We start from the raw sequence: 24,441 nt of genomic DNA, 5'->3' as shown, positions 1-24,441 counted from the left end.
GACTCTGACCCCATTTAACTACTGAGCTGGCGTTGCTGGCTGGGTGGGAAATTTTCGAATTTGCTCCATACGCGTCTTAGCTGGCGGGTTGAATTGAAGCCGGCCTGCTGCGCTACCTGCTCCATGTCGAGCTTGGATTGCGTCAGCAGTTCGCGCACCAGGGCGACGCGGATGCGCTGGATGTAGTCGACCAGGCTGCAGCCGGTATGTTCGCGGAACAGCCTGGTGAGGTGGCGTTCGCTGGTGCAGGCGATGTCGGCCAGCTGCTGCAGGTCCCAGTCGCGGGCGGGGTCGCCGATGACGGCGTCCTGCACCCGGTGCACCGCGGGGTGCAAGTGATTGCGGCAAGCCTGCCATGGCGACAGCTGCGGATCGCTGCCGGCGCGGCGCATGTAGATCACCAGCGAGCGCGCAATCGAAGCGCTGCGGGCATGGCCGGCGATTTGCGCAACCACGTGCAGCGTCAGGTCGATGCCGGTGGTGACGCCGGCGCTGGTGTAGATATTGCGGTCTTCAACGAAGATGCGGTTTTCCAGTACATGGGCGCGCGGCGCGATGCGGCGCAAGTCGTCGCAATGGCTGTGATGCGTGGTGCACTGGCGGCCGTCCAGCAAACCTGCGTAGCCGGCCAGCAAGGCGCCGGTGCAGCTGCACAGCAGGCGATGGCTATCCCGCCATTGGGCGCGCAGCCAGGCGACGGCGCGCTGGTCGTTGGCGCTGCTGAAATCGTCGTCGCTGCCGACGCAGCCGTGCAGCACCACCATGGCGTTGTGCGGCAGGCTGTCCGGCAAAGGACCGAATCCGGTCAGGCCGAGCCCGAGCGAGGTGCTGATGCGCTCGGCCGCGCTGACATAACGCAGGTCGAAAAAATCGGCGCGGCCTTCGCGCTCGGCGATCCGGTTGGCGTAGCGCAGCACCTCCGCCGGACCCATCAGGTCAAGCGTCATGGTGGCGTCGCGCAGGAGGAAATAGACCGGGATCGTGGTCCCGGCCCGGCGCGAATTGTCAGCTATTGCAGCCATCGGTACTCCATCTGTCTGGCGGTGGCGTCGGCCAGCGGACGTCCAGCCAAGCGCTCGACCAGGTGCAAGCTCATGTCGATGCCCGCCGATATGCCGCCGGAGGTCACTACTTTACCGCAATCTATCCAGGCTGCGCCGCTCTTCACGTTCAGGCTCGGAAAACCCTCTTGCAATTGCTCCAGGTCTTCCCAATGCGTCGTCACATCCAGCCCGTTCAGGAGGCCGGCCTTGGCCAGCAGGAAGGCGCCGGTACAGACCGAAGCCATGATCGCCGTGCTGTCAGACTGGGCGGCAATCCACGCGATTACCGCGTCATTGTTGAGGATAGCCGCCACGTCGCCACCCGGCACCAGCAGCACGTCGAGATCGGAAGACGGCGTCAGCACGCAATCCGGCAACACTTTCATTCCTCCTCTTGCACGCACCGGCCGCATGGCGGGCGCGACCAGGAAGCACTTGAACAGATTCGCCGCGGCGCCGTTGCCATTGCTCCGGCCATGGACCCGCGCGGCAGTTGAAAACACTTCATAGGGTCCGGAAAAATCCAGGATCTCCACATCGTCAAATACCAGTATTCCCACGCTCAGCATCTCTTGACCTCATCCGATATACGCGCTGCCCGGGGACCGGACTGTCATCGCTGGAGATCATGTTAAGTCTGCTGCCAATATCTAAAAATGCCCTGCGTAGACATAATGCGGACAAAACCGGACATAACGACTCTAAATATTCAGAGGAGGTGGGAAATGCGCAAATCCGACAGCTACCCCAATGTGTGGGACCCGATTGCCAATGCGGCTGAACAAGCCGCCAACCTGCATACACGTTCTGAACTGCTGGAGAAAATCAGCGAAATCGTGCGGCAGAGCGGATGGACGGAAAGCGACGCAGCCCGCCATTGCCGCATCAGCCAGCCTCGCATGGACGATCTGCTGTGCGGCCGCGTGGCGCACTTTTCCCTCGATGCCCTGGTCAATATCGCGACGGCGCTCGGCCTGCGCGTGCACGTGGAACTGGCGCCAGCCTGAAGCTATCCCTGCCTTAGCGCACCGGCAGGAATTGCAGGAAAGTTCCGCCGACCAGGTTCTGCAGGTAGCTGATGCCGGCGCGGCGGTACTTCTCGGTGGTCATCTCGGCCAGCAGGTCGATACGGGCGATGATCTTGCCGAACTCTCTTTCAAAACTGATGTTGTGCTCGCTCTCGCTCATGTCGTTGGATAACAGCAAGGGCTGGCCTGCCGTGTTCTTGCGGTTGCTGAGTATCCATGCGGCAATTTCCATATTGCGCGCGGCGTTGTACAGGTATTGGGCGTCGAAGCCGTCGATCAGGTAGAAGCTGGTCTTGCCACCGTGGGCGACGATGATCATGTCGGCCGCGCCATAGATGAAGGCCGCCGCGCGGTCGCCGCTGAAATCGGGCGTCAGCGCCAGCGACAGCGCCTGGATGTCATGCTTGCCCTGCAGCTCGGGCCATGGCTGGCGCGCTTCGATCGCATCGCGCACCCGCTTGATGGCCAGTTCGCGGCTGCTTGCGGTCTTTTTCCATTCGGCCGGATTGCGCCGGTACAACTTATCCAGCAAGCGATACAGGCTGTCCAGGTTGTCGCGCATGCCCAGCGTGGCGATGCGGTTGACGTCGGACTGCGCCAGTTCCGCCCCGCTGGTGGAGGCGCCCTGCACTTCGCCATGCGGCGCCGGCGTCGGCGCCAGCATGCTGCAACCGCCCATCATCAAGCACAACGGCAGCGCCAGCGATGATAAAACGGCATCACATCGTAGTTTAAGAAGCATGGGCGGCAGGGCCAGGCTGAAGAGTTATCAAGCGTATTCCATTGTAATGAGCTTGCCGCTTCGATAGCTGCCATCTCGCAATGGTTCACATTGCTTCCGATTTGAGACAAAACATTGCAGAATCCGTGTCAATCGGGAAACACCCGCGCCATCCGGCATGCTGCTGGCGTATAATTTAGGGTTTGATTGCAAAAGAGCCAAAAATGGAAGCCGAACGCTTAAATTCCCTGCAAAACCTGCTTGCCGACCTGACCAGTCGCGAAGCCGAACTTCGGAGGTATCTTTGACTTCGATACGAAGTTAGAGAAACTCGACCAGGTCAATGGCGAGCTGGAAGATCCGGAAGTCTGGAACGACCAGAAGCGCGCCCAGGACCTGGGTAAAGAAAAGAAATCGCTGGAAGCCATCGTGCTGACGCTGACCAAGATCGAAGCCGATCTGCGCGACACGACCGATCTGTTCCTGATGGCCCGCGAAGAACAGGATGAAGAAACGGTAGAAGCGGTGGAAGCCGATACCGAGGAATTGCGCAAGCTGGTGGAAGGCATGGAATTCCGCCGCATGTTCAGCAATCCGATGGACCCGAACAACTGCTTCATCGATATCCAGGCCGGCGCCGGCGGCACCGAGGCGCAGGACTGGGCTTCGATGCTGCTGCGCCAGTATCTGCGCTATTGCGAGCGCAAGGGTTTCAAGGTCGAGATCCTGGAACAGTCCGACGGAGAAGTCGCCGGCATCAAGACCGCGACCCTGAAAGTCGAAGGCGACTACGCCTATGGCTTCCTGCGCACCGAAACCGGCGTCCACCGCCTGGTGCGCAAATCGCCATTCGATTCCGCCAACGGCCGCCACACCTCGTTCTCCAGCTTGTTCGTGTATCCGGAAGTGGATGATTCGATCGATATCGACGTCAATCCCGCCGATGTGCGCGTCGATACTTACCGCGCCTCCGGCGCCGGCGGCCAGCACATCAACAAGACCGACTCGGCGGTGCGCCTGACGCACATGCCGTCCGGGATTGTGGTGCAATGCCAGAACGACCGCAGCCAGCACCGCAACCGCGCCGAAGCGTGGGACATGCTGAAAGCCAAGCTGTATGAGCTGGAACTGCGCAAGCGCATGAGCGAGCAGCAGAAACTGGAAGACTCCAAGACCGACGTCGGCTGGGGCCATCAGATCCGCTCCTACGTGCTGGACCAGTCGCGCATCAAGGATTTGCGCACCAACTTCGAAAGCGGCAACACCAAGGCCATCCTCGACGGCGACCTTGACGACTTCATCGCAGCCTCGCTCAAGCAAGGCGTGTAATTGCAGACTCGGCAGCACCACGCGCCACGGACCATCGCCGTGGCGCGGTCTTCCCCGCCGCACCACAGACGTTTCACCGCATCATTTAAAAAGACACTGACATGACGACAGACAATCAGCAGCAACCTGTCCCGCAAGACGAAAACAAGATCATCGCGGAACGCCGCAACAAGCTCGGCGCCTTGCGCAGCCAGGGCGTGGCCTTCCCTAACGATTTCCGCCCGACGCACAAGGCGGACGCGGTGCAGGCGGAGTATGCCGGCCAGGACGGCGAAACGCTGGACGCCGCCGCCGTCAAGGTGGTGGTAGCGGGCCGCATGATGCTCAAGCGCGTGATGGGCAAGGCTTCCTTCGCGACCTTGCAGGACGCCTCGGGCAGCAAGGCCGACGGCCGCATCCAGCTGTTCATCACCAAGGAAAACATCGGTGAAGACAACTACGACAGCTTCAAGCACTACGACCTCGGCGACATCCTCGGCGCCGAAGGCACGCTGTTCAAGACCAAGACCGGCGAACTGTCGGTCAAGGTGACCACGCTGCGCCTGCTGACCAAGTCGCTGCGTCCGCTGCCGGACAAGTTCCACGGCCTGGCCGACCAGGAAACCAAGTACCGCCAGCGCTACGTCGACCTGATCATGAACGAAGAAACGCGCCGCACCTTCAAGGCGCGCACTGCCGCCATGTCGTCGATCCGCCGCTTCATGGAAAAGAACGACTTCATGGAAGTCGAGACGCCGATGCTGCACGCCATCCCCGGAGGCGCCGCGGCCAAGCCGTTCATCACGCACCACAATGCGCTGGACATGCAGATGTTCATGCGTATCGCCCCTGAGCTGTACCTGAAGCGGCTGGTGGTCGGCGGCTTTGAGCGCGTGTTTGAAGTCAATCGCAACTTCCGTAACGAAGGCGTATCGCCGCGCCACAATCCGGAATTCACGATGATGGAGTTCTACGCAGCCTACGTCGATTACCAATGGCTGATGACCTTCACCGAACAGGTGATCCGCCAGGCGGCGGTCGATGCCCACGGCACCGCCACCCTGACCTACCAGGGCCGCGAACTGGACCTGAGCAAGCCGTTCCAGCGCCTGACCATCGTCGGCGCCATCAACAAGTACGCGCCGCAATACCAGGACGCGCAATTGCAGGATGCGGAATTCATCAAGGCCGAGCTGAAGAAATTCGGCGTCAAGCCGCATGCGCACTCCGGCCTCGGCGCGCTGCAGTTGGCGCTGTTTGAGGAAACCGCCGAAGCGCAGCTGTGGGATCCGACCTACATCGTCGACTATCCGGTGGAAGTATCGCCGCTGGCGCGCGCTTCCGACACCGTGCCCGGCATCACCGAACGCTTCGAACTGTTCATCACCGGCCGCGAAATCGCCAACGGCTTCTCCGAGCTGAACGATGCCGAAGACCAGGCCGCGCGCTTCCAGGCCCAGGTCGCCGCCAAGGACGCCGGCGACGAAGAAGCCATGTACTACGACGCAGACTACATCCGCGCGCTGGAATACGGCATGCCTCCGACCGGCGGCTGCGGCATCGGCATCGACCGCCTGATGATGCTGATCACCGACTCGCCGAACATCCGCGACGTCATCCTGTTCCCGCACCTGCGCCGCGAGGACTGATATATCCGGAAGCGCTGGTTTTTCCAAAAACCAGCGCAGACGCAGTCAAATGGGGTCAGAGTTTTTTTCGCGGCTTTTTGCGAAAATTACTCTGACCCCATTTGACGTCCCAAGCAGTACAAATACAGGCAGTCGCCAAAATAAATCGACTCTGACCCCAATTAAGTATTAAAACCTGGATCGGGCCTCTGGCTAAAACTCCTGCCCGAGCGCGCGGATAATCATTTCGCTGACATCGATGTGATCGGGCTGGTCCAGTATCCACATCACCGCGCGCGCGACGTCATCTGCTTCCATCATGGCGTCTGGACGCTCGGCCCACAGCGGGGTATCTACATGACCCGGGGAAATGACGGAGACACGCACCCCGCTTCCCACCACTTGCTGGCGCAGGCTTTCCGCCAGGCCGGTGACAGCCCATTTGGTTGCGGTATAGAGATTGCCCGGATAAACCTTGCGGCCGGCGGTGCTGCCGGTGAACAGGAAATAGCCGCGTGCCGTGGTAAGCGCCGGCAAGGTGGCCTTTATCAGCAGCGCTGCGCCCAGCACATTCGTCATCAGCATCTCGCGCCATTTCTCCGGATCGCCGCTGGCCAGATCGCCACGTGCGGAAAATCCGGCATTGGCGAAAGCCACATCCAGCCTGCCCCAACGCTGCAGGCATGCCTGCACCGCAGACTCGGTCTGCTCCCAGGAACCGGCATCGACCACCTCGCCGAAAATGCGAGAACGCTGTTCGCCTTGAAAGGAATCCAGGAAAGCCTGCAGTCGCGGCTCGCTGCGGCCGGTGACGAATACATTGTGGCCGGCAGCAATCGCATGGCGTGCCGTGGCCGCGCCGATGCCACTGGTGCCGCCGGTAATAAAAATGTTTTTCATGGCTTTTCTTTCAAACAATAAAAAATTAGGATCGGAAAAATTAGGGGTAGAGTGGAATGCCTACATTCCACGCTGGCGATAATCGGTCAATATCTGCTCTGCACCCTTTTCCGCCACCATCATCACCGCCGCATGGATATTCCCCGAAGTGATGTTGGGGAAAACCGAGGCGTCGATCACGCGCAGGCCTTTGACGCCATGCACTTTCAGCGTGCTGGAGACCACCGACTTTTGCTGGTCCGGGCCCATCGCGCAAGAGCCGCACAGGTGGTAGATCGAACCCGCTTGCTCGCGGAAGAATTGCAGCATGCTGGCATCGTCGCTCACCGCCGCGGCAGGCGACATCTCTTCCACGATAATCTTCTTGAAAGCCGGCGCCTGGATCAGCTTGCGTATCAGGGCGCCGCCCTGGATTGCTTCGTCCTGATCCTTTTGCGTGCTCAGGTAGTTCGGCATGATCCTGGCCGGCACGACGACATCCTTGCTGGCGATTTCAATTGCGCCGCGGCTGCTGGGACGGCACGAATTGAAGAACAGCAGGAAACCGGAATAAGGATCCGGTTTCAGCTTTGCCAGCGGATTCTTGGGAATCTGGTAAGACAGCGGATTGAAGTACAGCTGCAGGTTGGGATGCGGCTCCTCAGCGCTGCCCTTGAAGAAACCGCCGGCCTGGTTGACGCTCATCGCCAGCGGGCCGCTGCGCCTGAACAAGTATTGGATGCCAGCCCTGGCCTGGCCCAGCAACGAACCCAGCTCGTCGTTGAGCGTCTTCTTGTTGGCCTTGAAATAGAACGACACGCACAGATGATCCTGCAGGTTCTTACCCACTCCCGGCAGATGCTGCACCAGCGGGATGCCGTGCGCGGCCAGCAGTTCTGCATCGGCCACGCCCGACAACTGCAGCAGCTTGGGCGAGTCCACCGCGCCAGCGGCCAGGATCACCTCCTTGTTGGCCTTGAACACACGGCGCAAGCCGTTCTGCATGACCGCAACGCCGGCCGCGCGCTTGTCCGGATCGAACAGGATCTGCTCGGCCTGGGCATGGCACTCCAGCGTCAGGTTGGGCCGCTTCAGCGCCGGATGCAGATAGGCGTAGCTGCTGGAATCGCGCTTGCCCTTGCGGATATTCGCTTCGTAGATGCCGGCGCCTTCGAAGCTGGCGCCGTTGAAATCATCGTTCAGCGGATAACCGAGCTCCCTGCACGCCTGCAGATAATCCTGGCAGATCGGATGGGCGCCGTGCTTCATCTGGGTAACGCCGATCAGGCCCTTGCTGTTGTGATAACTGGTGTCGCCGAGCGGATGGGCTTCCAGCTTCTTGAAGTAAGGCAGCACATCCCGATAGCCCCAGCCCGGGTTGCCCGCCGCTTCCCAGTCGTCGAAATCGCTGGCCTGGCCGCGCACGTAGATCATGGCGTTGATGTTGCCTGAGCCGCCCACCACCTTGCCGCGCGGCGCATACAGCCGGCGCCCGGCCATCTGCGCTTCCGGCTCGCTGTAGTACATCCAGTTGTAGTCGGGATTGTAGTAAGTGCGGGCGAAACCGACCGGTATCTTCAGCCACCAGGAATCGTCCCTGCCGCCGGCTTCCAGCAGCAGCACGCTGTACTTGCCGCATTCGCTCAGCCGGTTGGCCAGGATGCAGCCGGCCGAGCCGGCGCCGACGATGATGAAATCAAAAGCCATTATTTACTCTCTGCGCGCCAACGGTTTTTCCAGCTGTCCGAGGATTGATGCTTGACGTCGAACGGCTTGGGGTCCATGGAAATGTGCAGCTTGTCGCCGGTATACGGTGAGTTGGCCGCCACCACCTCCATGTTCAACTCTACCCCAAGGCCGGGTTCGGTCGACGGGATGATGAAGCCGTCCTCCCAGGCGATCGGCTTCTTCAGGATTTCGGAATGGAAGCCGTCCCAGTTGCGGATGCTTTCCTGGATCAGGAAATTCGGCGTGGCGGTCGCCAGCTGGATGCTGGCGGCGGCGCCGATCGGGCCGTTGTACAGATGCGGCGCGATCTGCGCGTAATACACTTCGGCGATGGCGGCAATTTTCTTGGCTTCCAGGATGCCGCCGACGCGGCCCAGGTTCATCTGCAGGATCGAAGCGCCGCCACGGTTCAGCAGGTCGAAGAACTCGTACTTGGTGGTGAGGCGTTCACCGGTGGCGATCGGAATGCTGGTCTTGCCCGCCACCACCGCCATGGCGTCGGACTGGCCCGGCGGCACCGGCTCTTCAAACCACAGCGGGTCGTATTTTTCCAGGCGCTTGGCCAGCCGCACGGCGGAAGCGGTCGACATCTGGCCGTGAGTGCCGAACAACAGATCGCATTTGCTGCCGACCGCGTCGCGGATCTTGCGGCAGAATTCTTCCGACTTGTCCATCACTTCCAGCGACAGATGGTGGCCGGAATAAGCACTGTATGGACCCGCGGGATCGAACTTCACCGCGGTAAAGCCCTGCTTCATCATGTCCACCGCGCATTCCGCCGCCAGGTCGACGTCGTCATAGTCGTACTCGCCCTTGCTGTTCTTCGGATACAGGTAGGTATAGGAACGCAGCCGTTCGTGCACGCGGCCGCCGATCAGTTCATAGACTGGCTTGTTGGCCGCCTTGCCGATGATGTCCCAGCAGGCCATTTCCAGGCCGCTGACGATGCCCATCATGGTCAGGTCGGGACGCTGGGTGAAACCGCTCGAATAGGCCGAACGGAAAAAACGCTCGATGTGGTGCGGATCATGGTCCAGCAGATGGCGTTCGAAAACATCGGCGATGGCCGGCACCATGACCTTGGGATGAAAGGTCGAGGCATATATCTCGCCGACGCCTTCAATGCCGCAGTCCGTCTTCAGCGTCACGAAAATCCAGTACATGCCGCCGAAATACGGCGGCGGCACGGCGACAATATGGGATTGCATTGATACTATTTTCATGGCTGCGCCCTTTCCTTCTTGGTAGATTTTTTAAAATAGAACACGCCGGCGGCGCCTAGCACGCCGCACAGGACGATATAGCCGTAATACACTTTGAAGCCGCCCAATCCCGGATACATGCCCAACAGTGCGGCATTGATCTTCGGCAGGAAGATATCCGGCAGGTAGCCGATCATGGACACCACGCCGATCGCCAAGCCAACCACAGATGCCGGCACCTGGCATTTGTCCAGCAGCGCCCAGTAGAGGCCACGTATGGTGTAAGTCATGGTGCCGATCAGCATCACGAGCGCAAGCAGCGCATAGGTATTGGCATGCTGCGGCAAGATCATCAGGCCGATCAGTCCTGCCGTTGCCAGCAGCATGGCGACTGCCAGCACGTTTTCATTGGAAAACCGGTTGCCCAGGAAGCCGCCGCCGATACCGCCTATCGGCCGCATCCATAATTTGATGACGGTGATGGTGCCGGCCGCCATGGCATCCATGCCGTGTCCCTGACGCAGGAAGGAGGAAAAAGAATAAGTTACCCAGAAAAGCTGATAGCCGGTAAAGATGACGAAGGCCATCAGCCACAACTGGGGAATGCCGAGCAGGATGCGCAGGCCGGCAAACAACCCGACTTTATCTTGCCTGGCGGCGCTCTCATCCGCAGCCTGGCCGCGCTTTTCCAGGAAAACAAAGATCAGCACCGCAATCAGCAGGCAGCCGGTCGAATACAGGCGAACGATAGGTTGCATCGCCTCCCGGCTGGAAGCCGACTGATGCGTCATGTAGGCAAAAATGCTGAGCGCTGCGGTGGCCAGCAAGGCTTCGATCAAACCACGGCCGCCATCGAGGATGCCGAAGAAGCGTCCCTGTTCCTCACGCTTTGCCAGCATCTTGACGCTCTTGATCAGCGCTGCCCAGAAGGTCAGTCCGGCGCCTATGCCCCAACCAGCGAAGATCAGCGGCAGGAACTGCCTGTCGGGAAAAGTGGCGAACCATAATCCCAGCACGCCGACCAGCGTCAGCGAAAACGGAATCAGGATGCGCACCGATATCTTGTCGGCCAGCCAGCCGCTGGGGGCGTAGGAAATCACATAGATCAAGCCCAGCATGGCATAGCTGTTTTCCAGTTCTTCCTTGCTGATGCGAAAGGCATCGAGAATGGTCAGTTCGTAATTCTGCCGCAGATACAGCATCGGATAGATGGTGCCTGCGGCGAGCAGCAACAACGCAAACTGAAAATAGCGCTTCAAGTCTTGCTTCTTCTGCAGCACGGGCGTACCTGCTGCTATTGCAAAGGTATCTATCATGTCTCCTCCGGTAGACCGGCGCGTTTCTGCGAACGCTGTGCCGGCAAAACTCAATACTTCACTACCACCAGGCGGGTCTGGGTGAACTCCAGCATGCCGTGCTTGCCGTCGTCGCCGCCGAGGCCGGAACGCTTCCAGCCGGCGTGATAGCCCTGGTAAGGATCGGCCGGAATCCGGTTGATGTAGAGCTCGCCGGCTTCGATGTTGTTGGCGACCTGCATCGCGGTCCGATAATCGGCGGTGTAGATGATCGAGGACAAGCCGAACTGATGATCGTTGGCCAGCTCCAGCGCCTGCTCGACGCTGTCGTACTCGATCACGCACAGCACAGGGCCGAACACTTCTTCCTGCACGATCTCCATCTCCTGGCGGCAGTTGCTAAGCAAAGTCGGCGGATAGAAAAAGCCCTTGCCGGCCGGGATTGCGCCGCCGGTTTCCAGCGTGGCGCCGGCGGCGATTGCCCGCTCCACCATGCCATGCGTATTGCTGCGCGCCGCCGCATTGATCAGCGGCCCCATGTGCGACGGCTGCTCGGCCCGGTTGCCGCATTGCCGCTTGCTGAATTTTTCCCTGAGCAACGCAATCAGCTTTGCCGCCACCTTGCGATTCACATACACGCGCTCCACCGCCGTGCAAAGCTGCCCGCAGTTGGTGGTCTTGGAAGCAGTGATTTCATTCGCCGCCAATTCCAGGTCGGCATCCGCTTCGACAATCACCGGCGTTTTCCCGCCCAGCTCCAGCGAAGACTTGGCGATATTCGCCTTGGAATATTCCAGCACCTGGCGGCCGGCGGCTACGCTGCCGGTCAGCGTGATCATGCCCACCTTGGGATGGGTGCAGACGCTGGCCGCCACCTCGTGCTGCATGCTGAGGATGTTGATCACGCCCGGCGGCAAGCCGGCATCCAGCACTGCCTGCGCAATTTCAAAAGCCGAGCACGGCGTGTTGTTGCTGGGACGGACCACCACCGTATTCCCCGCGATCAAGGCAGGAGCAACCTTGCGCAGCAAGGTGTAGACCGGATAGTTGAATGGAATCAGGCAAGCCACCACGCCGATCGGCTCACGCATCAGCAGCAGGTTTTCCGATGGCGAGTCGCTGGGAATGATTTCTCCCTCGATCCGGCGCGCCCATTCGGCGTGATAGCGAGTGATCTCGGCAGCGTAGATGGCTTCATTGCTGGCGTCCTCCAGGCTCTTGCCGGATTCGGCGGCCAGCGCCTGGCCGATCTCGCCGGCGCGCGCCACCAAAGCATCGGCCAGCTTGTGCAGATGCCTGGCGCGTTCCACGGCCGGCAATTTGCGCCATGATTTTTGGGCGACGGCGGCGGCATCGACCGCCGTCCGCGCCTGCTCCGGCGTGGCGGCGGCGACCTGGCCCACCAGTTGTTCGGTGGCAGGATCGCGCACGACGATGACTTCATCGCTGACTGCGTCCACAAACCGGTTGCCGACGAAATTCTTATAGGTGCGCATGACAGACTCTCTGAAAATGAAGGGACCGGCCCAAGATAGCAGCTTCTCGGACTGGTCCCTGGAACGCTATCTTTTCGGCGTATAGAAGGGATTGGAAATGCTGCCCAGCGCATCCGCCAGTTCCTTGCGGCTGGGCCAGCCCCTGGCCAGCGCCCGCTGCGCCGCCAGGTAGGCAGCTTCGCAATTGTTGGCATACACCTGGTCGGCGTCGTCGGCCAGCGGGTTGACCCACACTGCCGCCACGGCGATCCATTCGTCTTCCGCTTCCGGCGGCAGCACGCCGTCCAGCAGGGCCTTGGTGACGCCGTGGGCGACGCCGGCCTGGGCCGGGCCCCAGGTCATGTTTTCATGGTTCGGCGTGGTCAGCACGGCCTTGCCGATGAAAACGGTGGTGGGCTTGACCGGCATGTTGGGCTTGAGCACCGCCTGGAACGGGATATGTCCCGGCCCCGGGCTGCTGGCTGCGGTCACGGCAGCGGTTCCCATGGGACCGTTTTTCGGGCCGAGGAAGAGATTGATGTGTGCCGCATTCGGGCCGCTGCCGCAAAAACCTTCGCCAATCTTGATCATCTGGATTCCTTGTCTCGTTAAGTTGTTATGTATTCAGGATTTGTAACTGCGTGGACGACGTACTTCGTTGTAATCGTTGATCATGTCGCGCGGCCGGTAGGCCTGCTCCAGGTACTGGCGTTCCTCGGCGCTGAGCACGATTTCGCCGGCCTCCACCGCCAGGCGCAGCTGCTCCGGACTGTCGGCGCCGATGATGGGCACGGTCGAATTGCTGTTCTGCGCCACCCAGGCCATGGCGACCTGCCCGGGCTGCACTGCCCGGTCGGCGGCGATCTTGACCACGCGGTTGGCGATCTCGACGTCGATCTCGTCGCCGAAGAACTGCGACAGGAAGGGATCGTGCTCGGTGCGCGCGCTCTTTTGCACGCCGGTCAGGTAGCCGCGCGCCAGCGGGCTGAAAGTCGACACCGCGATGCCCTTGTCCTGGCAGTAAGGCATCATCTCGCGCTCTTCTTCCCGATACAGCAAGCTGTACTGGCATTGCATGTTGACGAATTCAGTCCAGTTGTTTTCACGCGCAATCGCATTCATCTCGGCGAATTGCCAGGCATACATGGTGCAGGCGCCGATATAGCGCGCCTTGCCGGACTTGACGATGTCGTGCAAGGCTTCCATGGTCTCGGCCAGCGGCGTGTGCGGATCGAAGGCGTGCAGCAGGTAAAGGTCGATGTAGTCGGTGCCGATGCGGCGCAGCGAACGGTCGATCGAGGCCATCAGGTGCTTGCGCGACGAGCCCTGGTCGTTGGCATCCTCGCTCATGGCGTAGAAGGCCTTGGTGGCCAGCACCAGGCTGTCGCGCTGCTTCAGCTTGAGCAGCGTGCGGCCGACCACTTCTTCGTTGGCGCCGTTGGAATACCAGTCGGCCATGTCGAAAAAATTGATGCCGAGATCGAGCGCGCTCTTCAGGATAGGCGCGGTCTTGTCTTCATCCAGCACCCAGCCCTTCCACTTCGATGAACCCATCGACATGGTGCCAAGGCAGAAACGCGAGACTTTGAGGCCGGTGCGGCCGAAGCGGACAGTTTGCATGAGAAGTGTTTTGAAATGGGTGGATGAGCAGCCATCGTAGGAGCAGGCAGCGGCTGCCGACAAACATCAAATACAGATTGCGTCATCTAAAAAACGCATAACAGTCCGCAGGCCCGGAACCGGCAAAACCCAGGCTGCGTTCACTGTCCGCTGCCTGGGCGCAAGCCATATCTTGCGCAACCGGCCATGCATCACAAATTTCGATAGCACCATCTAATTATTGTGCTGGGCGGGATTGTCCTTTGCGTCGAATATATGCACAGACCAAACGCTTTCCAGGAATCTTATGCAATTGCAAAATCCCCAGCTTCTCCGGCAACAGGCCCTGATCGGCAACGAATGGCAGGATGCAGACAGCCAGGCCCGCTTCGATGTCGCCAACCCCGCCAGCGGCGCAGTCATCGCCAGCGTGCCGGACATGGGCGCCGCCGAAACCCGGCGCGCCATCGCTGCCGCCGACGCTGCCTGGCCTGCCTGGCGCCAGCGTACCGCCAAGGAACGCAGCAACATCTTGCGCAAATGGTACGAACTGGTGATGTCCAGCCAGGAAGACCTGGCCCAGCTGATGACAGCCGAACAAGGCAAGCCGCTGGCCGAAGCCCGCGGCGAGGTCGCCTATGCCGCCTCCTTCATCGAATGGTTTGCCGAAGAAGCGCGGCGCAGCTATGGCGACGTGGTGCCGTCACCGGCCAATGACCGCCGCATCGTGGTGATCAAGCAGCCAGTCGGCGTGACCGCCGCCATCACGCCGTGGAATTTCCCGCTGGCGATGGTCACCCGCAAGGCCGCTCCGGCGCTGGCGGCGGGTTGCACCATGATTCTCAAGCCGGCCGAGCAAACTCCCTTGTCTGCCTTGGCGCTGGCCTACTTGGCGCAGCAGGCGGGCGTACCTGCCGGCGTGTTGAACGTGATCACCGGCGACGCCGTGCAGATCGGCGGTGTCCTGACTGCCAGCGACGTGGTGCGCAAGCTGTCGTTCACCGGCTCGACCGCGGTCGGCCGCCTGCTGGCGCGGCAATCGGCCGATACCCTGAAGAAACTATCGCTGGAGCTGGGCGGCAATGCGCCATTTATCGTGTTCGACGACGCCGACCTGGATGCCGCCGCCGATGGCGCGATGGCATCGAAATTCCGCAATACCGGGCAGACTTGCGTATGCGCCAACCGCATCCTGGTGCAAGCCGGCGTGTACGACGCCTTCGCCGCCGAGCTGACGGCGCGCGTGGCGGCCTTGAAAGTGGCTCCCGGCACTACGGACGGCGCCACCCAGGGGCCTTTGATCGACAGCGATGCCCTGCGCAAAGTGGAGGAACACGTAGGCGACGCCCTGGCCAAGGGCGCCCGGCTGGCCATCGGCGGCGCCCGCCATGCGCTCGGCGGCACCTTTTACCAGCCGACCGTGCTGCTGGACGCCACGCCAGAGATGCAGCTGGCGCAGGAAGAAACCTTCGGTCCGGTGGCCGGCCTGTTCCGTTTCGACAGCGAAGCAGAAGCGATCGCGCTGGCCAACGCTAGCGAGTTCGGCCTGTCCGCCTACTTCTACAGCCGCGACATGGCGCGCGTATGGCGCGTGGCCGAAGCGCTGGAAGTCGGCATGGTCGGCATCAACACCGGCGTCATCTCGCATGCGGAAGCGCCGTTCGGCGGCGTCAAGCAATCCGGGCTGGGCCGCGAAGGCGGCAAATACGGTATCGACGAATACCTGGAATTGAAGTACCTGTGCATGGGGGGTTTGTAAGACCATGCAAGCGCTGAAGCCAAAGCGCAGTCCAGCGCTTTGGCCAGGCAGCAACAACCAAGTCCACGGCTGGCGACAGATACAGTGGATATGATAAAAAACCAAAGGAGAACACTTTGCAAAACATCATCAACAAATGCGCCGGCGCCCTGCTGCTGACGCTGGCAGCCGGCGCGGCGCAAGCCACCGCCACTCCGCAATGGTGCACAGAAGGCAAGCCGGTCAAGTTCGCCGGCGTCACCTGGGAGAGCGCGCAGTTCTTCACCGAAATCGCCAATTTCATCGTCGCCAACGGTTACGGCTGCAAGACCGAGAGCGTCACCGGCAGCACCGCGGTGACCGAGACCGCGCTGGTGTCGAACGATTTGCAGGTCTGGGTCGAGCAATGGGACCGCACCAACGTCATCAAGAAGGGCCGTAGCGACGGCAAGATCGAACTGGTCGGCAATATCCTGGCCGGCGGCACCCGCGAAGGCTGGTTCGTGCCGGACTACGTAGTCAACGGCGATCCCAAGCGCGGCATCAAGGCGGTCGCTCCTGGCTTGAAATCGGTGGCCGACCTGCCGAAATACAAAGACCTGTTCAGCGACGATGAAGATCCGGCCAAGGGCCGCTTCCTCAACTGCCCTGCCGGCTGGGATTGCGAGCGCATCAACAACCAGAAATTCAAGGCGTACAAGCTGGCCGCCAGCTACACCAACTTCCGTCCCGGCACCGGCGGCGCGCTGGACGCCACCATTTCCTCGGCTTACGAGCGCGGCAAGCCTATCCTTTTCTACTACTGGTCGCCGGCCGGCCTGATGGGCAAGTATAAATTTGTCCAGCTGCAGGAGCCGGAATTCACGGAGAAATGCTGGAAGACCGTGCAGAACAGCACCACCGACGATGTCTGCGGCACCGGCACGCCGTCCTTCAAGCTGACCATCGGCGTCTCTACCCCGTTCATCAAGGGCGCGCCGGACATCATCGCCTTCTTCAGCAAGCTCTCGGTGCCGGCCGACATCGTCAACCATGCGATCACCGAAATGGGCGAGCGTAAGGTCGGCGGTTCCGTGCTGGCCAAGGAGTTTCTGCAAAAGAACAAAGCGCTGTGGACGCAGTGGGTGCCGGCCGACGTCGCGCAAAAAGTCGAAACCAAGCTGTAAGCAACTCCCCCTCAGGCCTGCTGCTGCGCTATGCTGGCAGCGGGCTTGATCCCGCCTCTGGCCATCTCATCGTATTCGCCGCACCCGCTCGCCATCGGCTTGCAACATCGTGCTTTCAGAAGGAATCAGCATGTCTGTCGAATTCTTTATCCCGATTTCATTTTCCGAAGTCTTAAATTCCGGTATCAGCAGCATCGTCCAGAAGTACGGCGACGGCCTGCATGACATTTCCACCTTCATGCTGCGCTACCTGATGGTGCCGCTGGAAAGTTTCCTGCAATCGATACCGCCCTGGCTGGTGCTGGCGGCGGTCGGCCTGATTAGCTATCACGCCCTGCGCCGGGTGCGCCTGAGCCTGGCTTTCGTGCTGGCGTTGTATTTCATCGGCTGCCTGGGCTTGTGGGAAAAGACCATACAGACGCTCAGCATCATGCTGGTCTCCATCATCATTTCGCTGGTCATCGGCATCCCCATCGGCATCATGATGGCGCGCAGCAAGCTGCTCTCGCGCCTGCTGCTGCCGCTGCTGGATGTGATGCAGACCTTTCCCATGTTCGTCTACATGCTGCCGGCGGTGATGCTGTTCAGCATCGGCAAGGTGCCTGCAGTGCTGGCCACCGTGATCTACGCGCTGCCGCCGCTGATACGCCTGACCGAGCTGGGCATCCGCCAGGTCGACCAGGAAACCCGCGACGCCGCCTGGTCCTTCGGCACCACCAAGTTCCAGCTGCTGATGTGGGTACAGCTGCCGCTGGCGCGCCCCAGCATCATGGCAGGCATCAACCAGACCACCATGCTGGCGCTGGCCATGGTGGTGGTGGCTTCGATGATCGGCGCGCGCGGCCTGGGCGAGGATATCCTGCAAGGGCTGACCAATCTCGATTTCGGCAAGGGCGCCCACGCCGGCGTAGCCGTCGTCATCCTGGCGATCGTGATCGACCGCATCACCCAGGCCTACGGCATGAACCGCCGCCAGCGCTCGCAACTGACCAAGCCGGAATAAATCATGAATCAAGCACACACGACTCCAAGCAAGATTTCAGTACGCAACATCTACAAAGTGTTTGGCGCAGATTGCGCAACCGCGCTGGACCTGCTGCGGCAGGACAAGAGCAAGGCGGAAGTCCTGCAGCAGACCGGCTGCAATGTCGGCCTGCGCGATATTTCACTGGAGATTCCGGAAGCGAAGATCTCCGTCATCATGGGCCTTTCCGGGTCCGGCAAGTCGACCCTGGTGCGGCATTTCAACCGCCTGATCGATCCGACCCGGGGCGAAATCCTGATCGACGGCGAAAACATCCTGACGCTCGATGCCGACGGCTTGCGCCAGCTGCGCCGCAACAAGATCAGCATGGTGTTCCAGAGTTTCGGCCTGCTGCCGCACTGGTCGGTGCTGGACAATACCGCCTTTGCCCTGCTGACGCGCGGCGTGAAAAAGAAAGAGGCGCATGAACGGGCCCAGGAGTGGCTGGAACGGGTCGGCCTGAAGGGCTATTCCAAGGCCTATCCGGACCAGCTGTCGGGCGGCATGCGCCAGCGGGTCGGCCTGGCGCGGGCGCTGGCGGCCGATACCGACATCATCCTGATGGACGAAGCCTTCAGCGCGCTCGATCCGCTGATACGCGCGGAAATGCAGGACCAGCTGCTGGTGCTGCAGGAGCGCTTCAACAAGACCATCGTCTTCATCACCCACGACCTGGATGAAGCGATCCATATCGGCGCCCAGATCGCCATCTTGCGCGACGGCGTATTGGTGCAGGTCGGCAGCGCCGACGACATTCTCAACCGCCCTGCCGACGATTACGTCAGGCGCTTCGTCGAACGGCGCTCCAGCGGCGGCAGCCAGCCGGCCTAGGCCTGCGCCGCGGCGGCAGGCAGGCCGGTGCGCCGCACCAGGTGCTGCAGCTCCAGCGAAGAATTGGCGAAGCGCTGGATCATCCAGGAGCGGAACGAGGCAATCGTTTCGTCCAGCAGATCGTCGGAATGGGTCAGCAGGTAGTAGCCGTAGCCGTCGTCGACCCAGGCGTCGAACGGCTGCACCAGCGCGCCGCTGCACAGCTCGTCCTGGAACAGCAAGGGATCGAGCAAGGCGATGCCGGTGCCGCTCATCGCATACTGCGCCGCCAGGTTGGCGGTCTCGAACACCAGGCCGCGATCTACCGATACCTTGGGCAATTCCGCCTGCCGCACGAAACGGTCCCACAGGCGATGCCGCGGCTGCCCTTCCAGGATCACGTGCACGATCTCGTTGCCGGCCACGAAGTCCGCCAGGCTGGCGGCGTTGGCCGCCTGCAGCAGGCAGGGATGGCATAGCGGCGTCAGCCGCACATGCCAGAGCAGGTCGGCGATCAGGTCGTTGACTTCAGGCTTGGAATACACCACCGCGATATCGCTGTTGATATCCGGCATGCCGACCTTGTTGGGGATCACCAGGTCCAGCATCACGTCCGGAAAGATATTCCTGAATTCGCGCAGGATCGGCACCGCCAGGTTATGCGCAAAGGTCGACGGCATCTGGATGTGCAGCACGCGGCGCGACTCGGCGCCGTCCTTGAGAATGTCTTTCAGCACATGCTCGATGCGGTCGAAGGACTTGTTCACCACCGGCAGCAGCGCCCGCCCTGCTTCAGTGAGCTCCAGGTGCTGGTGCTTGCGTTCAAACAGCTTCACGCCGAGCAAGGCTTCCAGCGTCAGGATATGGCGGCTGACGGCGCTCTGCGAGACGAACAGGCTGTTGGCCGCGGCGGTCACGCTCAGGTGCTTGCCGGCCGCCTCGAAAGCGCGCAATGCATTTAATGGCAGGCAGCGACGGTCCATGGGTATCTCCTGTGATGTAGTTATCTTGGCAGCGCGTTGTCTGTATTTCATGCACTGCTGTGCCTGACATTCTACTGGCAAATCCCTCCGGAATTCCTTTCTCTGCACACGCTGTGGACGGCGCGCCGCCGCCATCCGGCCGCTTGCCCATGCGCCTGTAGGACTTATCTGAATATGCGATGGGCCCATCTAATAATTGCGTTGGGAAACATCCGCGTTATCACAGAAGATAAGCCGGCTCGCAGCGTGCGCGCTCAAAAAACCTATAACGACACGGAGACAAAACATGATAAATCTGAATCGCGCCGGCAGCCGGCACATGCACTGCCGCGCGCTCACATTGGGACTTGTCCTGCTCGCGGCGGCGGCATCGCCGGCGCAGGCGCAAACCAGCGTGACCATGTATGGCAACCTGGATGTATCGATCGGCAAGGAAAGCGGCGGCGCTGTCGTCATGGGACGCGGCTACAACAACTGGCTGGGCTTCAAGGGCCAGGAAGACCTGGGAGACGGCCTGGCCGCCATTTTCAATCTGCAAACCCGCTTCATACCGGGCACCGGCGCCCAGGAACGCCCCACTACCTTCTTCCAGGGTGAAAGCACGGTCGGCCTCAAAAGCAGCGCCGGCAGCCTGCGCATCGGCCGCGCGGTGACGCCCTTGTGGAACAACATCTGGCTGTTCGAGCCCTGGTACAACAGCGGCTTCAACGGCTCGCTGGCCAGCTACCAGACCGGCAGCTACAGCAGCGACGGCATCAGCGACGCCGCCCTCGGCTACGCCAATTTCGCCCGCATCAGCAACGGCGTGTTCTACGATTCACCGGATTTTTCCGGCTTCCGCTTTGCAGTGGCCGGCGAGGTTGAAAGAAATCCGCTGGCTAAAACGCGCAATCTCGGCATTTCGCTCAACTACGGCAAAGGCGCGGCAGGCGCCATGGTGTCCTATGAGCGCAATGACAATAACGACAATATCTACTTCCTGGGCGGCTCCTACGGTTTCGGCGGGCTGGTGATCATGGGCTCCTATGCCCGCACCAAGCTGGTCGGGGTCAACGCGGCAGCAGCCGGCAGGAGCAGCGAACGGCTGACGGTGCTGGCGGCCACCTACGCCGTCGGCGCCGACACCATCAAGGCCGGCTACGGGCGCAACCAGGACAGCGGCAGCCACAAGGTCAGCGTGGGCTATAGTCATCCGCTGTCCAAGCGCACCAGTTTATACAGCGATCTGTACCGCGAAAAAATCAAGGCCAATGTCACCGGCTATGCGGTCGGCATGAGTCATACCTTCTAATCTCGCCTGGCGTTCCAGCCCGGGCCGGCACAGCCTGGCCCGTGGTTAAAACGCCGCATATGCCGATTTCCATCCGGCAACCCCATTTCCCCCAGTAAAATGTTTCCTTCAGGCGTAAAATCGTTACATAAGGATACATCTGACACATTATCAACCTAGTGTTCAGCCTGTGAAGCTTTGATAATGACATTACTCAACAAACAAAAGATTTTCTGGAGGTAATAATGGACAACCCGAAACCAAACAACCGCATTCACCCGCTGGTCGCTACCGCGGCCGTGGCAGTAACGCTGGCCAGCCTGGTTGGCGTGGCCGCGATGACCGGCTTGTTCCCTAGCTCGCAGTCGACGCCGGCCTCTGTCGCCGCGCTGGCGCCAGGCTCTGCCGACTACAACCAGCAGCAACAACAAGCGCAACAACAAGCGCAACAACAGCCTCAGCAGCAGCAGCAGCAGCAGCAGCCGATGAACAACGGCATGCAGCAAGGCGGCCAGAACGGCAATTACGCGCAGCCGCCGATGCAAGCCCAGCAGCCGCAACAGCAGCCCGTCCAGCGTCCTGAATATGCACAGGCGCCGCGCCAGTCCGCGCCGTCGCAGCCAGCCATCTGCCATAGCTGCGGCCAGGTTGAATCGATCCAGGCGATCCAGCACGCAGCCCCGCCTAGCGGCCTGGGCATTGCAGCCGGCGCGGTATTGGGCGGTGTGCTAGGCCACCAGGTCGGCCACGGCAACGGCAACACGCTGGCAACTGTCGCCGGTGCTGTCGGCGGCGGCTTTGCCGGCAACGAAGTGGAAAAACGCACCCGCACCAACACCACCTATCAGGTCGTGGTGCGCATGGAAGACGGCAAGGTCCGTACTTTCCCGCAATCCAGCCAGGGCTGGCGCGTCGGTGATCCGGTCCGGGTGGTCAACGGCCATCTGGAAGGCCGCGGCTAAAACCGCTGCCCCAAATAAAAACCCGCTGTCGCTATTGATGTAGCGACAGCGGGTTTTTTATCGGGCCGGCGTTTATCGGGCTTCTTCTATCCAGGCTGCTTGTATCGCTTCCAGGATTTTCTCGCCGGTATGCTTGGGATCATCGTCGAAATCGTCCAGCTCCAGCACCCAGTTGTGCAAATCGGTGAAGCGGATCTTTTCCGGATCGACGTCCGGGAATTTGTCGTACAGGGCTTCCGCAATCTGTTGCGAGTCTATCCATTTCATGGCGCTGCTCCCGCTTAGTGGTTTTCGCTGGCGTGGTTGATCGTGTACTTGGGAATCTCGACCACTAGGTCTTCCTCGCCGAGGATGGCCTGGCAGGACAGGCGCGAAGTCGCTTCCAGTCCCCATGCCATGTCCAGCAAGTCTTCTTCCTTGTCCTCCAGCTCGCCGAGCGAGGCAAAGCCTTCGCGCACCACGACGTGGCAGGTAGTGCAGGCGCAGGATTTTTCGCAGGCGTGCTCGATCTCGATGTCATGGTCGAGCAAGGCATCGCAGACCGACTGTCCGCGCGGGGCTTCAATCACAACGCCCTCTGGGCAATAGGTAGGATGGGGCAATACGACGATTTGGGGCACTTGGTTTACCTCGGGAATAAGTTGGGTCTGCTATCTGAAATTATTCTGCAATTATTTACGACACCTGGTCCAGCGTCTTGCCGGTCAATGCATCGTGGACGCTGCGGTCCATGCGGCGCGCGGCGAATTCCTCGGTGCCGTGCGCCAGCGCATCGACCGCCGCCTTGATGGCCACGTGGTCGCTGCCTTGCGCTTGTTCGCGGACAGCCGCGATCAAGGCTGCAATTGCGTCCTGCTCTGCCGCCGACAACAGCGCGGCATCGCTCTGCAAGGCCGATTCCGTGGCCAGCACGATGCGTTCGGCTTCCACCTGTTCTTCTTTCAAGGCGCGCACCTGCATGTCGACATCGGCTGAGGCAAACGACTCTTGCAGCATGCGGGCGATGTCGTCGTCAGCCAGGCCGTAAGACGGCTTGACGCTGATCGATGCTTCCACGCCGGAGCGCAGTTCGCGCGCCGATACCGACAGCAAGCCATCGGCGTCGACCTGGTAAGTCACCCGAATGCGTGCGGCGCCGGCCGCCATCGGCGGAATCCCGCGCAGCTCGAACTTGGCCAGCGAACGGCAATCGCTGACCAGCTCGCGTTCGCCTTGCAGGACCTGGATCGCCATTGCGGTCTGGCCATCCTTGAAAGTGGTGAATTCCTGGGCGCGGGCGCAGGGAATGGTCGAGTTGCGCGGAATGACCTTCTCCACCAGGCCGCCCATGGTTTCTATGCCCAGCGACAAAGGAATCACATCCAGCAGCAGCCAGTCGTCGCCGGGAGCGCGGTTGCCGGCCAGCAGATTGGCCTGGATCGCCGCGCCCAGCGCGACCACTTTGTCAGGATCGATATTCGCCAGCGGCGTAGTCTGGAAATAATCGCCGACTGCCTTGCGGATGCTGGGCATGCGCGTGGCGCCACCGACCAGCACGACGCCATCGACATCATCGACGCTCAGTTCGGCATCGCGCAACGCCTTGCGGGTTGGCGTCAAAGTCTTGACCACCAGATGCTGGGTGATCTCGTCGAATGTTTCAGAGGTCAGCACCAGGTGCACGCGCTCGCCGGAATTCAGGACGGCGTCGATGGTCACCTCGGCCTTGGTCGACAGCAGCTCCTTGGCTTCGCGCGCCTTGACCATCAGTATCCGGGTATCCTCATCGGACAAGGGCGCCAGCGCGGCTTCCTTGCTGATCCAGCAAATCAGCCTGTGGTCGAAATCATCGCCGCCCAGCGCCGAATCGCCGCCGGTGGCCAGCACTTCAAACACGCCCTTGGTGAGCTTCAGGATAGAGATATCGAAAGTGCCGCCGCCGAGGTCGTAGACCACGTAGACGCCTTCCGAGGCGTTGTCCAGGCCGTAGGCGATCGCCGCCGCCGTCGGTTCGTTCAGCAGGCGCAGCACGTTCAGGCCGGCCAGCTTGGCTGCGTCCTTGGTGGCCTGCCGCTGTGCATCGTCGAAATACGCCGGCACGGTGATCACGGCGCCGACCAGGTCGTCGCCCAGCGCGTCTTCCGCCTGCTGGCGCAGGGTCGCCAGGATTTCCGCCGAGATTTCCACCGGGCTCTTGACCCCTGCCACTGTCTTGAGCTGCACCATGCCAGGCACATCGAGGAAATCGTAAGGCAGGTTTTCGGCGTAGGCGATGTCCTTCAGGCCGCGTCCCATGAAACGCTTGACCGACAGGATGGTGTTCTTGGGATCGGTGGTCTGGGCTGCCTGCGCCTTGTAGCCGATGTGGGCATTGCCGTTCGGCAGATAGCGCACGATCGACGGCAGCAAAGGCCGGCCGGCTTCGTCGTTGAGCACTTCGGGAATGCTGTTGCGGACCGTCGCCACCAGCGAATTGGTGGTGCCCAAGTCTATCCCCACCGCCAGCCGATGCTGATGCGGTGCGGTGGACATGCCAGGTTCTGAGATTTGCAAAAGTGCCATAGGGGGTGTCTTGCTTTTCGTTGATTGCTGTTGATTGCTGT

At 61.1% G+C, this 24,441-nt stretch carries 23 protein-coding genes; 9 read left to right on the top strand and 14 right to left on the bottom strand.

Features of this window, described 5'->3' with window-relative positions:
- Positions 1-14: 14 nt before the first annotated feature.
- Positions 15-1,022: a GlxA family transcriptional regulator gene (locus KHU30_RS19435; protein WP_211444266.1), complete on the bottom strand. Its 1,008-nt coding sequence runs from the start codon at positions 1,020-1,022 to the stop codon at positions 15-17.
- Positions 1,010-1,612 (bottom strand): DJ-1/PfpI family protein, encoded by a 603-nt coding sequence (locus KHU30_RS19430; RefSeq protein ID WP_211444265.1) that lies wholly within the window; start codon positions 1,610-1,612, stop codon positions 1,010-1,012. Before KHU30_RS19430 ends, KHU30_RS19435 begins: the two co-directional genes overlap by 13 nt.
- A 156-nt stretch (positions 1,613-1,768) precedes the next feature.
- Between KHU30_RS19430 and KHU30_RS19425 the strand changes: the two genes are divergently transcribed.
- Positions 1,769-2,050 (top strand): helix-turn-helix domain-containing protein, encoded by a 282-nt coding sequence (locus KHU30_RS19425; protein ID WP_211444264.1) that lies wholly within the window; start codon positions 1,769-1,771, stop codon positions 2,048-2,050.
- A gap of 13 nt (positions 2,051-2,063) precedes the next feature.
- Here the strand turns inward: KHU30_RS19425 and KHU30_RS19420 are convergent, their stop codons facing one another.
- Positions 2,064-2,813, bottom strand: coding sequence for a hypothetical protein (locus KHU30_RS19420; protein ID WP_211444263.1), 750 nt, complete (start codon positions 2,811-2,813; stop codon positions 2,064-2,066).
- Between the two features lie 203 nt (positions 2,814-3,016).
- Here KHU30_RS19420 and prfB point away from each other — a divergent pair.
- Both prfB and lysS read left to right on the top strand, forming a co-directional pair.
- Positions 3,017-4,121, top strand: a protein-coding gene (gene prfB, locus KHU30_RS19415) for a peptide chain release factor 2 (RefSeq protein ID WP_211444262.1) whose coding sequence is annotated in 2 segments (ribosomal slippage) — positions 3,017-3,097 and positions 3,099-4,121 — 1,104 coding nt in all. Because the reading frame shifts where the segments join, the coding sequence is not laid out codon by codon here.
- 101 nt (positions 4,122-4,222) lie between these two features.
- Positions 4,223-5,749, top strand: coding sequence for a lysine--tRNA ligase (lysS, locus tag KHU30_RS19410; RefSeq protein WP_211444261.1), 1,527 nt, complete (start codon positions 4,223-4,225; stop codon positions 5,747-5,749).
- Positions 5,750-5,941: 192 nt separating this feature from the next.
- Here the strand turns inward: lysS and KHU30_RS19405 are convergent, their stop codons facing one another.
- The 7 genes from KHU30_RS19405 to KHU30_RS19375 form a co-directional block, all read right to left on the bottom strand.
- A complete protein-coding gene (locus KHU30_RS19405; RefSeq protein ID WP_211444260.1) occupies positions 5,942-6,628 on the bottom strand; it encodes an SDR family oxidoreductase in 687 nt (228 codons plus the stop codon).
- A gap of 60 nt (positions 6,629-6,688) precedes the next feature.
- Positions 6,689-8,314: a GMC family oxidoreductase gene (locus KHU30_RS19400; protein WP_211444259.1), complete on the bottom strand. Its 1,626-nt coding sequence runs from the start codon at positions 8,312-8,314 to the stop codon at positions 6,689-6,691.
- A complete protein-coding gene (locus KHU30_RS19395; protein ID WP_211444258.1) occupies positions 8,314-9,558 on the bottom strand; it encodes a mandelate racemase/muconate lactonizing enzyme family protein in 1,245 nt (414 codons plus the stop codon). Before KHU30_RS19395 ends, KHU30_RS19400 begins: the two co-directional genes overlap by 1 nt.
- Entirely contained in the window at positions 9,555-10,853 is a 1,299-nt protein-coding gene (locus tag KHU30_RS19390) for an MFS transporter (protein WP_211444257.1), read from the bottom strand. The genes KHU30_RS19395 and KHU30_RS19390 overlap by 4 nt, the downstream gene beginning before the upstream one ends.
- A 50-nt stretch (positions 10,854-10,903) precedes the next feature.
- Positions 10,904-12,328 carry an aldehyde dehydrogenase gene (gene aldA / locus KHU30_RS19385; RefSeq protein WP_211444256.1) on the bottom strand — a complete coding sequence of 475 codons (1,425 nt, stop codon included), beginning with the start codon at positions 12,326-12,328 and terminating at the stop codon, positions 10,904-10,906.
- A 66-nt stretch (positions 12,329-12,394) separates the two neighbouring features.
- Entirely contained in the window at positions 12,395-12,898 is a 504-nt protein-coding gene (gene fae, locus KHU30_RS19380; RefSeq protein WP_211444255.1) for a formaldehyde-activating enzyme, read from the bottom strand.
- 33 nt (positions 12,899-12,931) lie between these two features.
- Positions 12,932-13,927 (bottom strand): aldo/keto reductase, encoded by a 996-nt coding sequence (locus KHU30_RS19375; protein WP_211444254.1) that lies wholly within the window; start codon positions 13,925-13,927, stop codon positions 12,932-12,934.
- A 286-nt stretch (positions 13,928-14,213) separates the two neighbouring features.
- On the opposite strand from KHU30_RS19375, the gene KHU30_RS19370 reads away from it, so the two are divergent.
- From KHU30_RS19370 to KHU30_RS19355, 4 genes are all read left to right on the top strand, one after another.
- Positions 14,214-15,665, top strand: a complete 1,452-nt coding sequence (locus KHU30_RS19370) for an NAD-dependent succinate-semialdehyde dehydrogenase (protein ID WP_211444253.1) — start codon at positions 14,214-14,216, stop codon at positions 15,663-15,665.
- A 116-nt stretch (positions 15,666-15,781) separates the two neighbouring features.
- Positions 15,782-16,810, top strand: coding sequence for an ABC transporter substrate-binding protein (locus KHU30_RS19365; RefSeq protein ID WP_211444252.1), 1,029 nt, complete (start codon positions 15,782-15,784; stop codon positions 16,808-16,810).
- 130 nt (positions 16,811-16,940) lie between these two features.
- Positions 16,941-17,813 (top strand): ABC transporter permease, encoded by an 873-nt coding sequence (locus KHU30_RS19360; protein WP_211444251.1) that lies wholly within the window; start codon positions 16,941-16,943, stop codon positions 17,811-17,813.
- A gap of 3 nt (positions 17,814-17,816) precedes the next feature.
- Entirely contained in the window at positions 17,817-18,665 is an 849-nt protein-coding gene (locus KHU30_RS19355) for a quaternary amine ABC transporter ATP-binding protein (protein ID WP_211444250.1), read from the top strand.
- Here KHU30_RS19355 and KHU30_RS19350 read toward each other — a convergent pair.
- Positions 18,662-19,627, bottom strand: a complete 966-nt coding sequence (locus KHU30_RS19350) for a LysR substrate-binding domain-containing protein (protein WP_211444249.1) — start codon at positions 19,625-19,627, stop codon at positions 18,662-18,664. The two genes, KHU30_RS19355 and KHU30_RS19350, sit on opposite strands and share 4 nt — an antisense overlap.
- Positions 19,628-19,913: 286 nt before the next feature.
- On the opposite strand from KHU30_RS19350, the gene KHU30_RS19345 reads away from it, so the two are divergent.
- Both KHU30_RS19345 and KHU30_RS19340 read left to right on the top strand, forming a co-directional pair.
- Positions 19,914-20,918, top strand: a complete 1,005-nt coding sequence (locus KHU30_RS19345) for a porin (protein ID WP_230427478.1) — start codon at positions 19,914-19,916, stop codon at positions 20,916-20,918.
- A 224-nt stretch (positions 20,919-21,142) separates the two neighbouring features.
- Positions 21,143-21,859, top strand: a complete 717-nt coding sequence (locus KHU30_RS19340; protein ID WP_211444248.1) for an outer membrane lipoprotein — start codon at positions 21,143-21,145, stop codon at positions 21,857-21,859.
- Positions 21,860-21,931: 72 nt separating this feature from the next.
- On the opposite strand, the gene iscX is transcribed toward KHU30_RS19340, so the two are convergent.
- From iscX to hscA, 3 genes are read right to left on the bottom strand one after another with little or no spacing between them, the layout of a single operon-like run.
- Positions 21,932-22,126 (bottom strand): Fe-S cluster assembly protein IscX, encoded by a 195-nt coding sequence (iscX, locus tag KHU30_RS19335; RefSeq protein WP_211444247.1) that lies wholly within the window; start codon positions 22,124-22,126, stop codon positions 21,932-21,934.
- Positions 22,127-22,140: 14 nt separating this feature from the next.
- Positions 22,141-22,479, bottom strand: coding sequence for an ISC system 2Fe-2S type ferredoxin (gene fdx / locus KHU30_RS19330; protein WP_211444246.1), 339 nt, complete (start codon positions 22,477-22,479; stop codon positions 22,141-22,143).
- Between the two features lie 55 nt (positions 22,480-22,534).
- Entirely contained in the window at positions 22,535-24,400 is a 1,866-nt protein-coding gene (gene hscA, locus KHU30_RS19325) for a Fe-S protein assembly chaperone HscA (RefSeq protein ID WP_211444245.1), read from the bottom strand.
- Between the last annotated feature and the right edge of the window lie 41 nt (positions 24,401-24,441).

Source organism: Collimonas humicola (assembly GCF_018304945.1).
GTDB lineage: Bacteria > Pseudomonadota > Gammaproteobacteria > Burkholderiales > Burkholderiaceae_D > Collimonas > Collimonas humicola.
This window is presented reverse-complemented; position numbering and strand designations above follow the sequence as displayed.

Bases quoted from the DNA above. Each gene is read 5' to 3' on its own strand.
- KHU30_RS19435 (WP_211444266.1), bottom strand. From the start codon at position 1,022: ATGGCTGCAATAGCTGACAATTCGCGCCGGGCCGGGACCACGATCCCG.
- KHU30_RS19430 (WP_211444265.1), bottom strand. From the start codon at position 1,612: ATGCTGAGCGTGGGAATACTGGTATTTGACGATGTGGAGATCCTGGAT.
- KHU30_RS19425 (WP_211444264.1), top strand. From the start codon at position 1,769: ATGCGCAAATCCGACAGCTACCCCAATGTGTGGGACCCGATTGCCAAT.
- KHU30_RS19420 (WP_211444263.1), bottom strand. From the start codon at position 2,813: ATGCTTCTTAAACTACGATGTGATGCCGTTTTATCATCGCTGGCGCTG.
- lysS (WP_211444261.1), top strand. From the start codon at position 4,223: ATGACGACAGACAATCAGCAGCAACCTGTCCCGCAAGACGAAAACAAG.
- KHU30_RS19405 (WP_211444260.1), bottom strand. From the start codon at position 6,628: ATGAAAAACATTTTTATTACCGGCGGCACCAGTGGCATCGGCGCGGCC.
- KHU30_RS19400 (WP_211444259.1), bottom strand. From the start codon at position 8,314: ATGGCTTTTGATTTCATCATCGTCGGCGCCGGCTCGGCCGGCTGCATC.
- KHU30_RS19395 (WP_211444258.1), bottom strand. From the start codon at position 9,558: ATGAAAATAGTATCAATGCAATCCCATATTGTCGCCGTGCCGCCGCCG.
- KHU30_RS19390 (WP_211444257.1), bottom strand. From the start codon at position 10,853: ATGATAGATACCTTTGCAATAGCAGCAGGTACGCCCGTGCTGCAGAAG.
- aldA (WP_211444256.1), bottom strand. From the start codon at position 12,328: ATGCGCACCTATAAGAATTTCGTCGGCAACCGGTTTGTGGACGCAGTC.
- fae (WP_211444255.1), bottom strand. From the start codon at position 12,898: ATGATCAAGATTGGCGAAGGTTTTTGCGGCAGCGGCCCGAATGCGGCA.
- KHU30_RS19375 (WP_211444254.1), bottom strand. From the start codon at position 13,927: ATGCAAACTGTCCGCTTCGGCCGCACCGGCCTCAAAGTCTCGCGTTTC.
- KHU30_RS19370 (WP_211444253.1), top strand. From the start codon at position 14,214: ATGCAATTGCAAAATCCCCAGCTTCTCCGGCAACAGGCCCTGATCGGC.
- KHU30_RS19360 (WP_211444251.1), top strand. From the start codon at position 16,941: ATGTCTGTCGAATTCTTTATCCCGATTTCATTTTCCGAAGTCTTAAAT.
- KHU30_RS19355 (WP_211444250.1), top strand. From the start codon at position 17,817: ATGAATCAAGCACACACGACTCCAAGCAAGATTTCAGTACGCAACATC.
- KHU30_RS19350 (WP_211444249.1), bottom strand. From the start codon at position 19,627: ATGGACCGTCGCTGCCTGCCATTAAATGCATTGCGCGCTTTCGAGGCG.
- KHU30_RS19345 (WP_230427478.1), top strand. From the start codon at position 19,914: ATGATAAATCTGAATCGCGCCGGCAGCCGGCACATGCACTGCCGCGCG.
- KHU30_RS19340 (WP_211444248.1), top strand. From the start codon at position 21,143: ATGGACAACCCGAAACCAAACAACCGCATTCACCCGCTGGTCGCTACC.
- iscX (WP_211444247.1), bottom strand. From the start codon at position 22,126: ATGAAATGGATAGACTCGCAACAGATTGCGGAAGCCCTGTACGACAAA.
- hscA (WP_211444245.1), bottom strand. From the start codon at position 24,400: ATGGCACTTTTGCAAATCTCAGAACCTGGCATGTCCACCGCACCGCAT.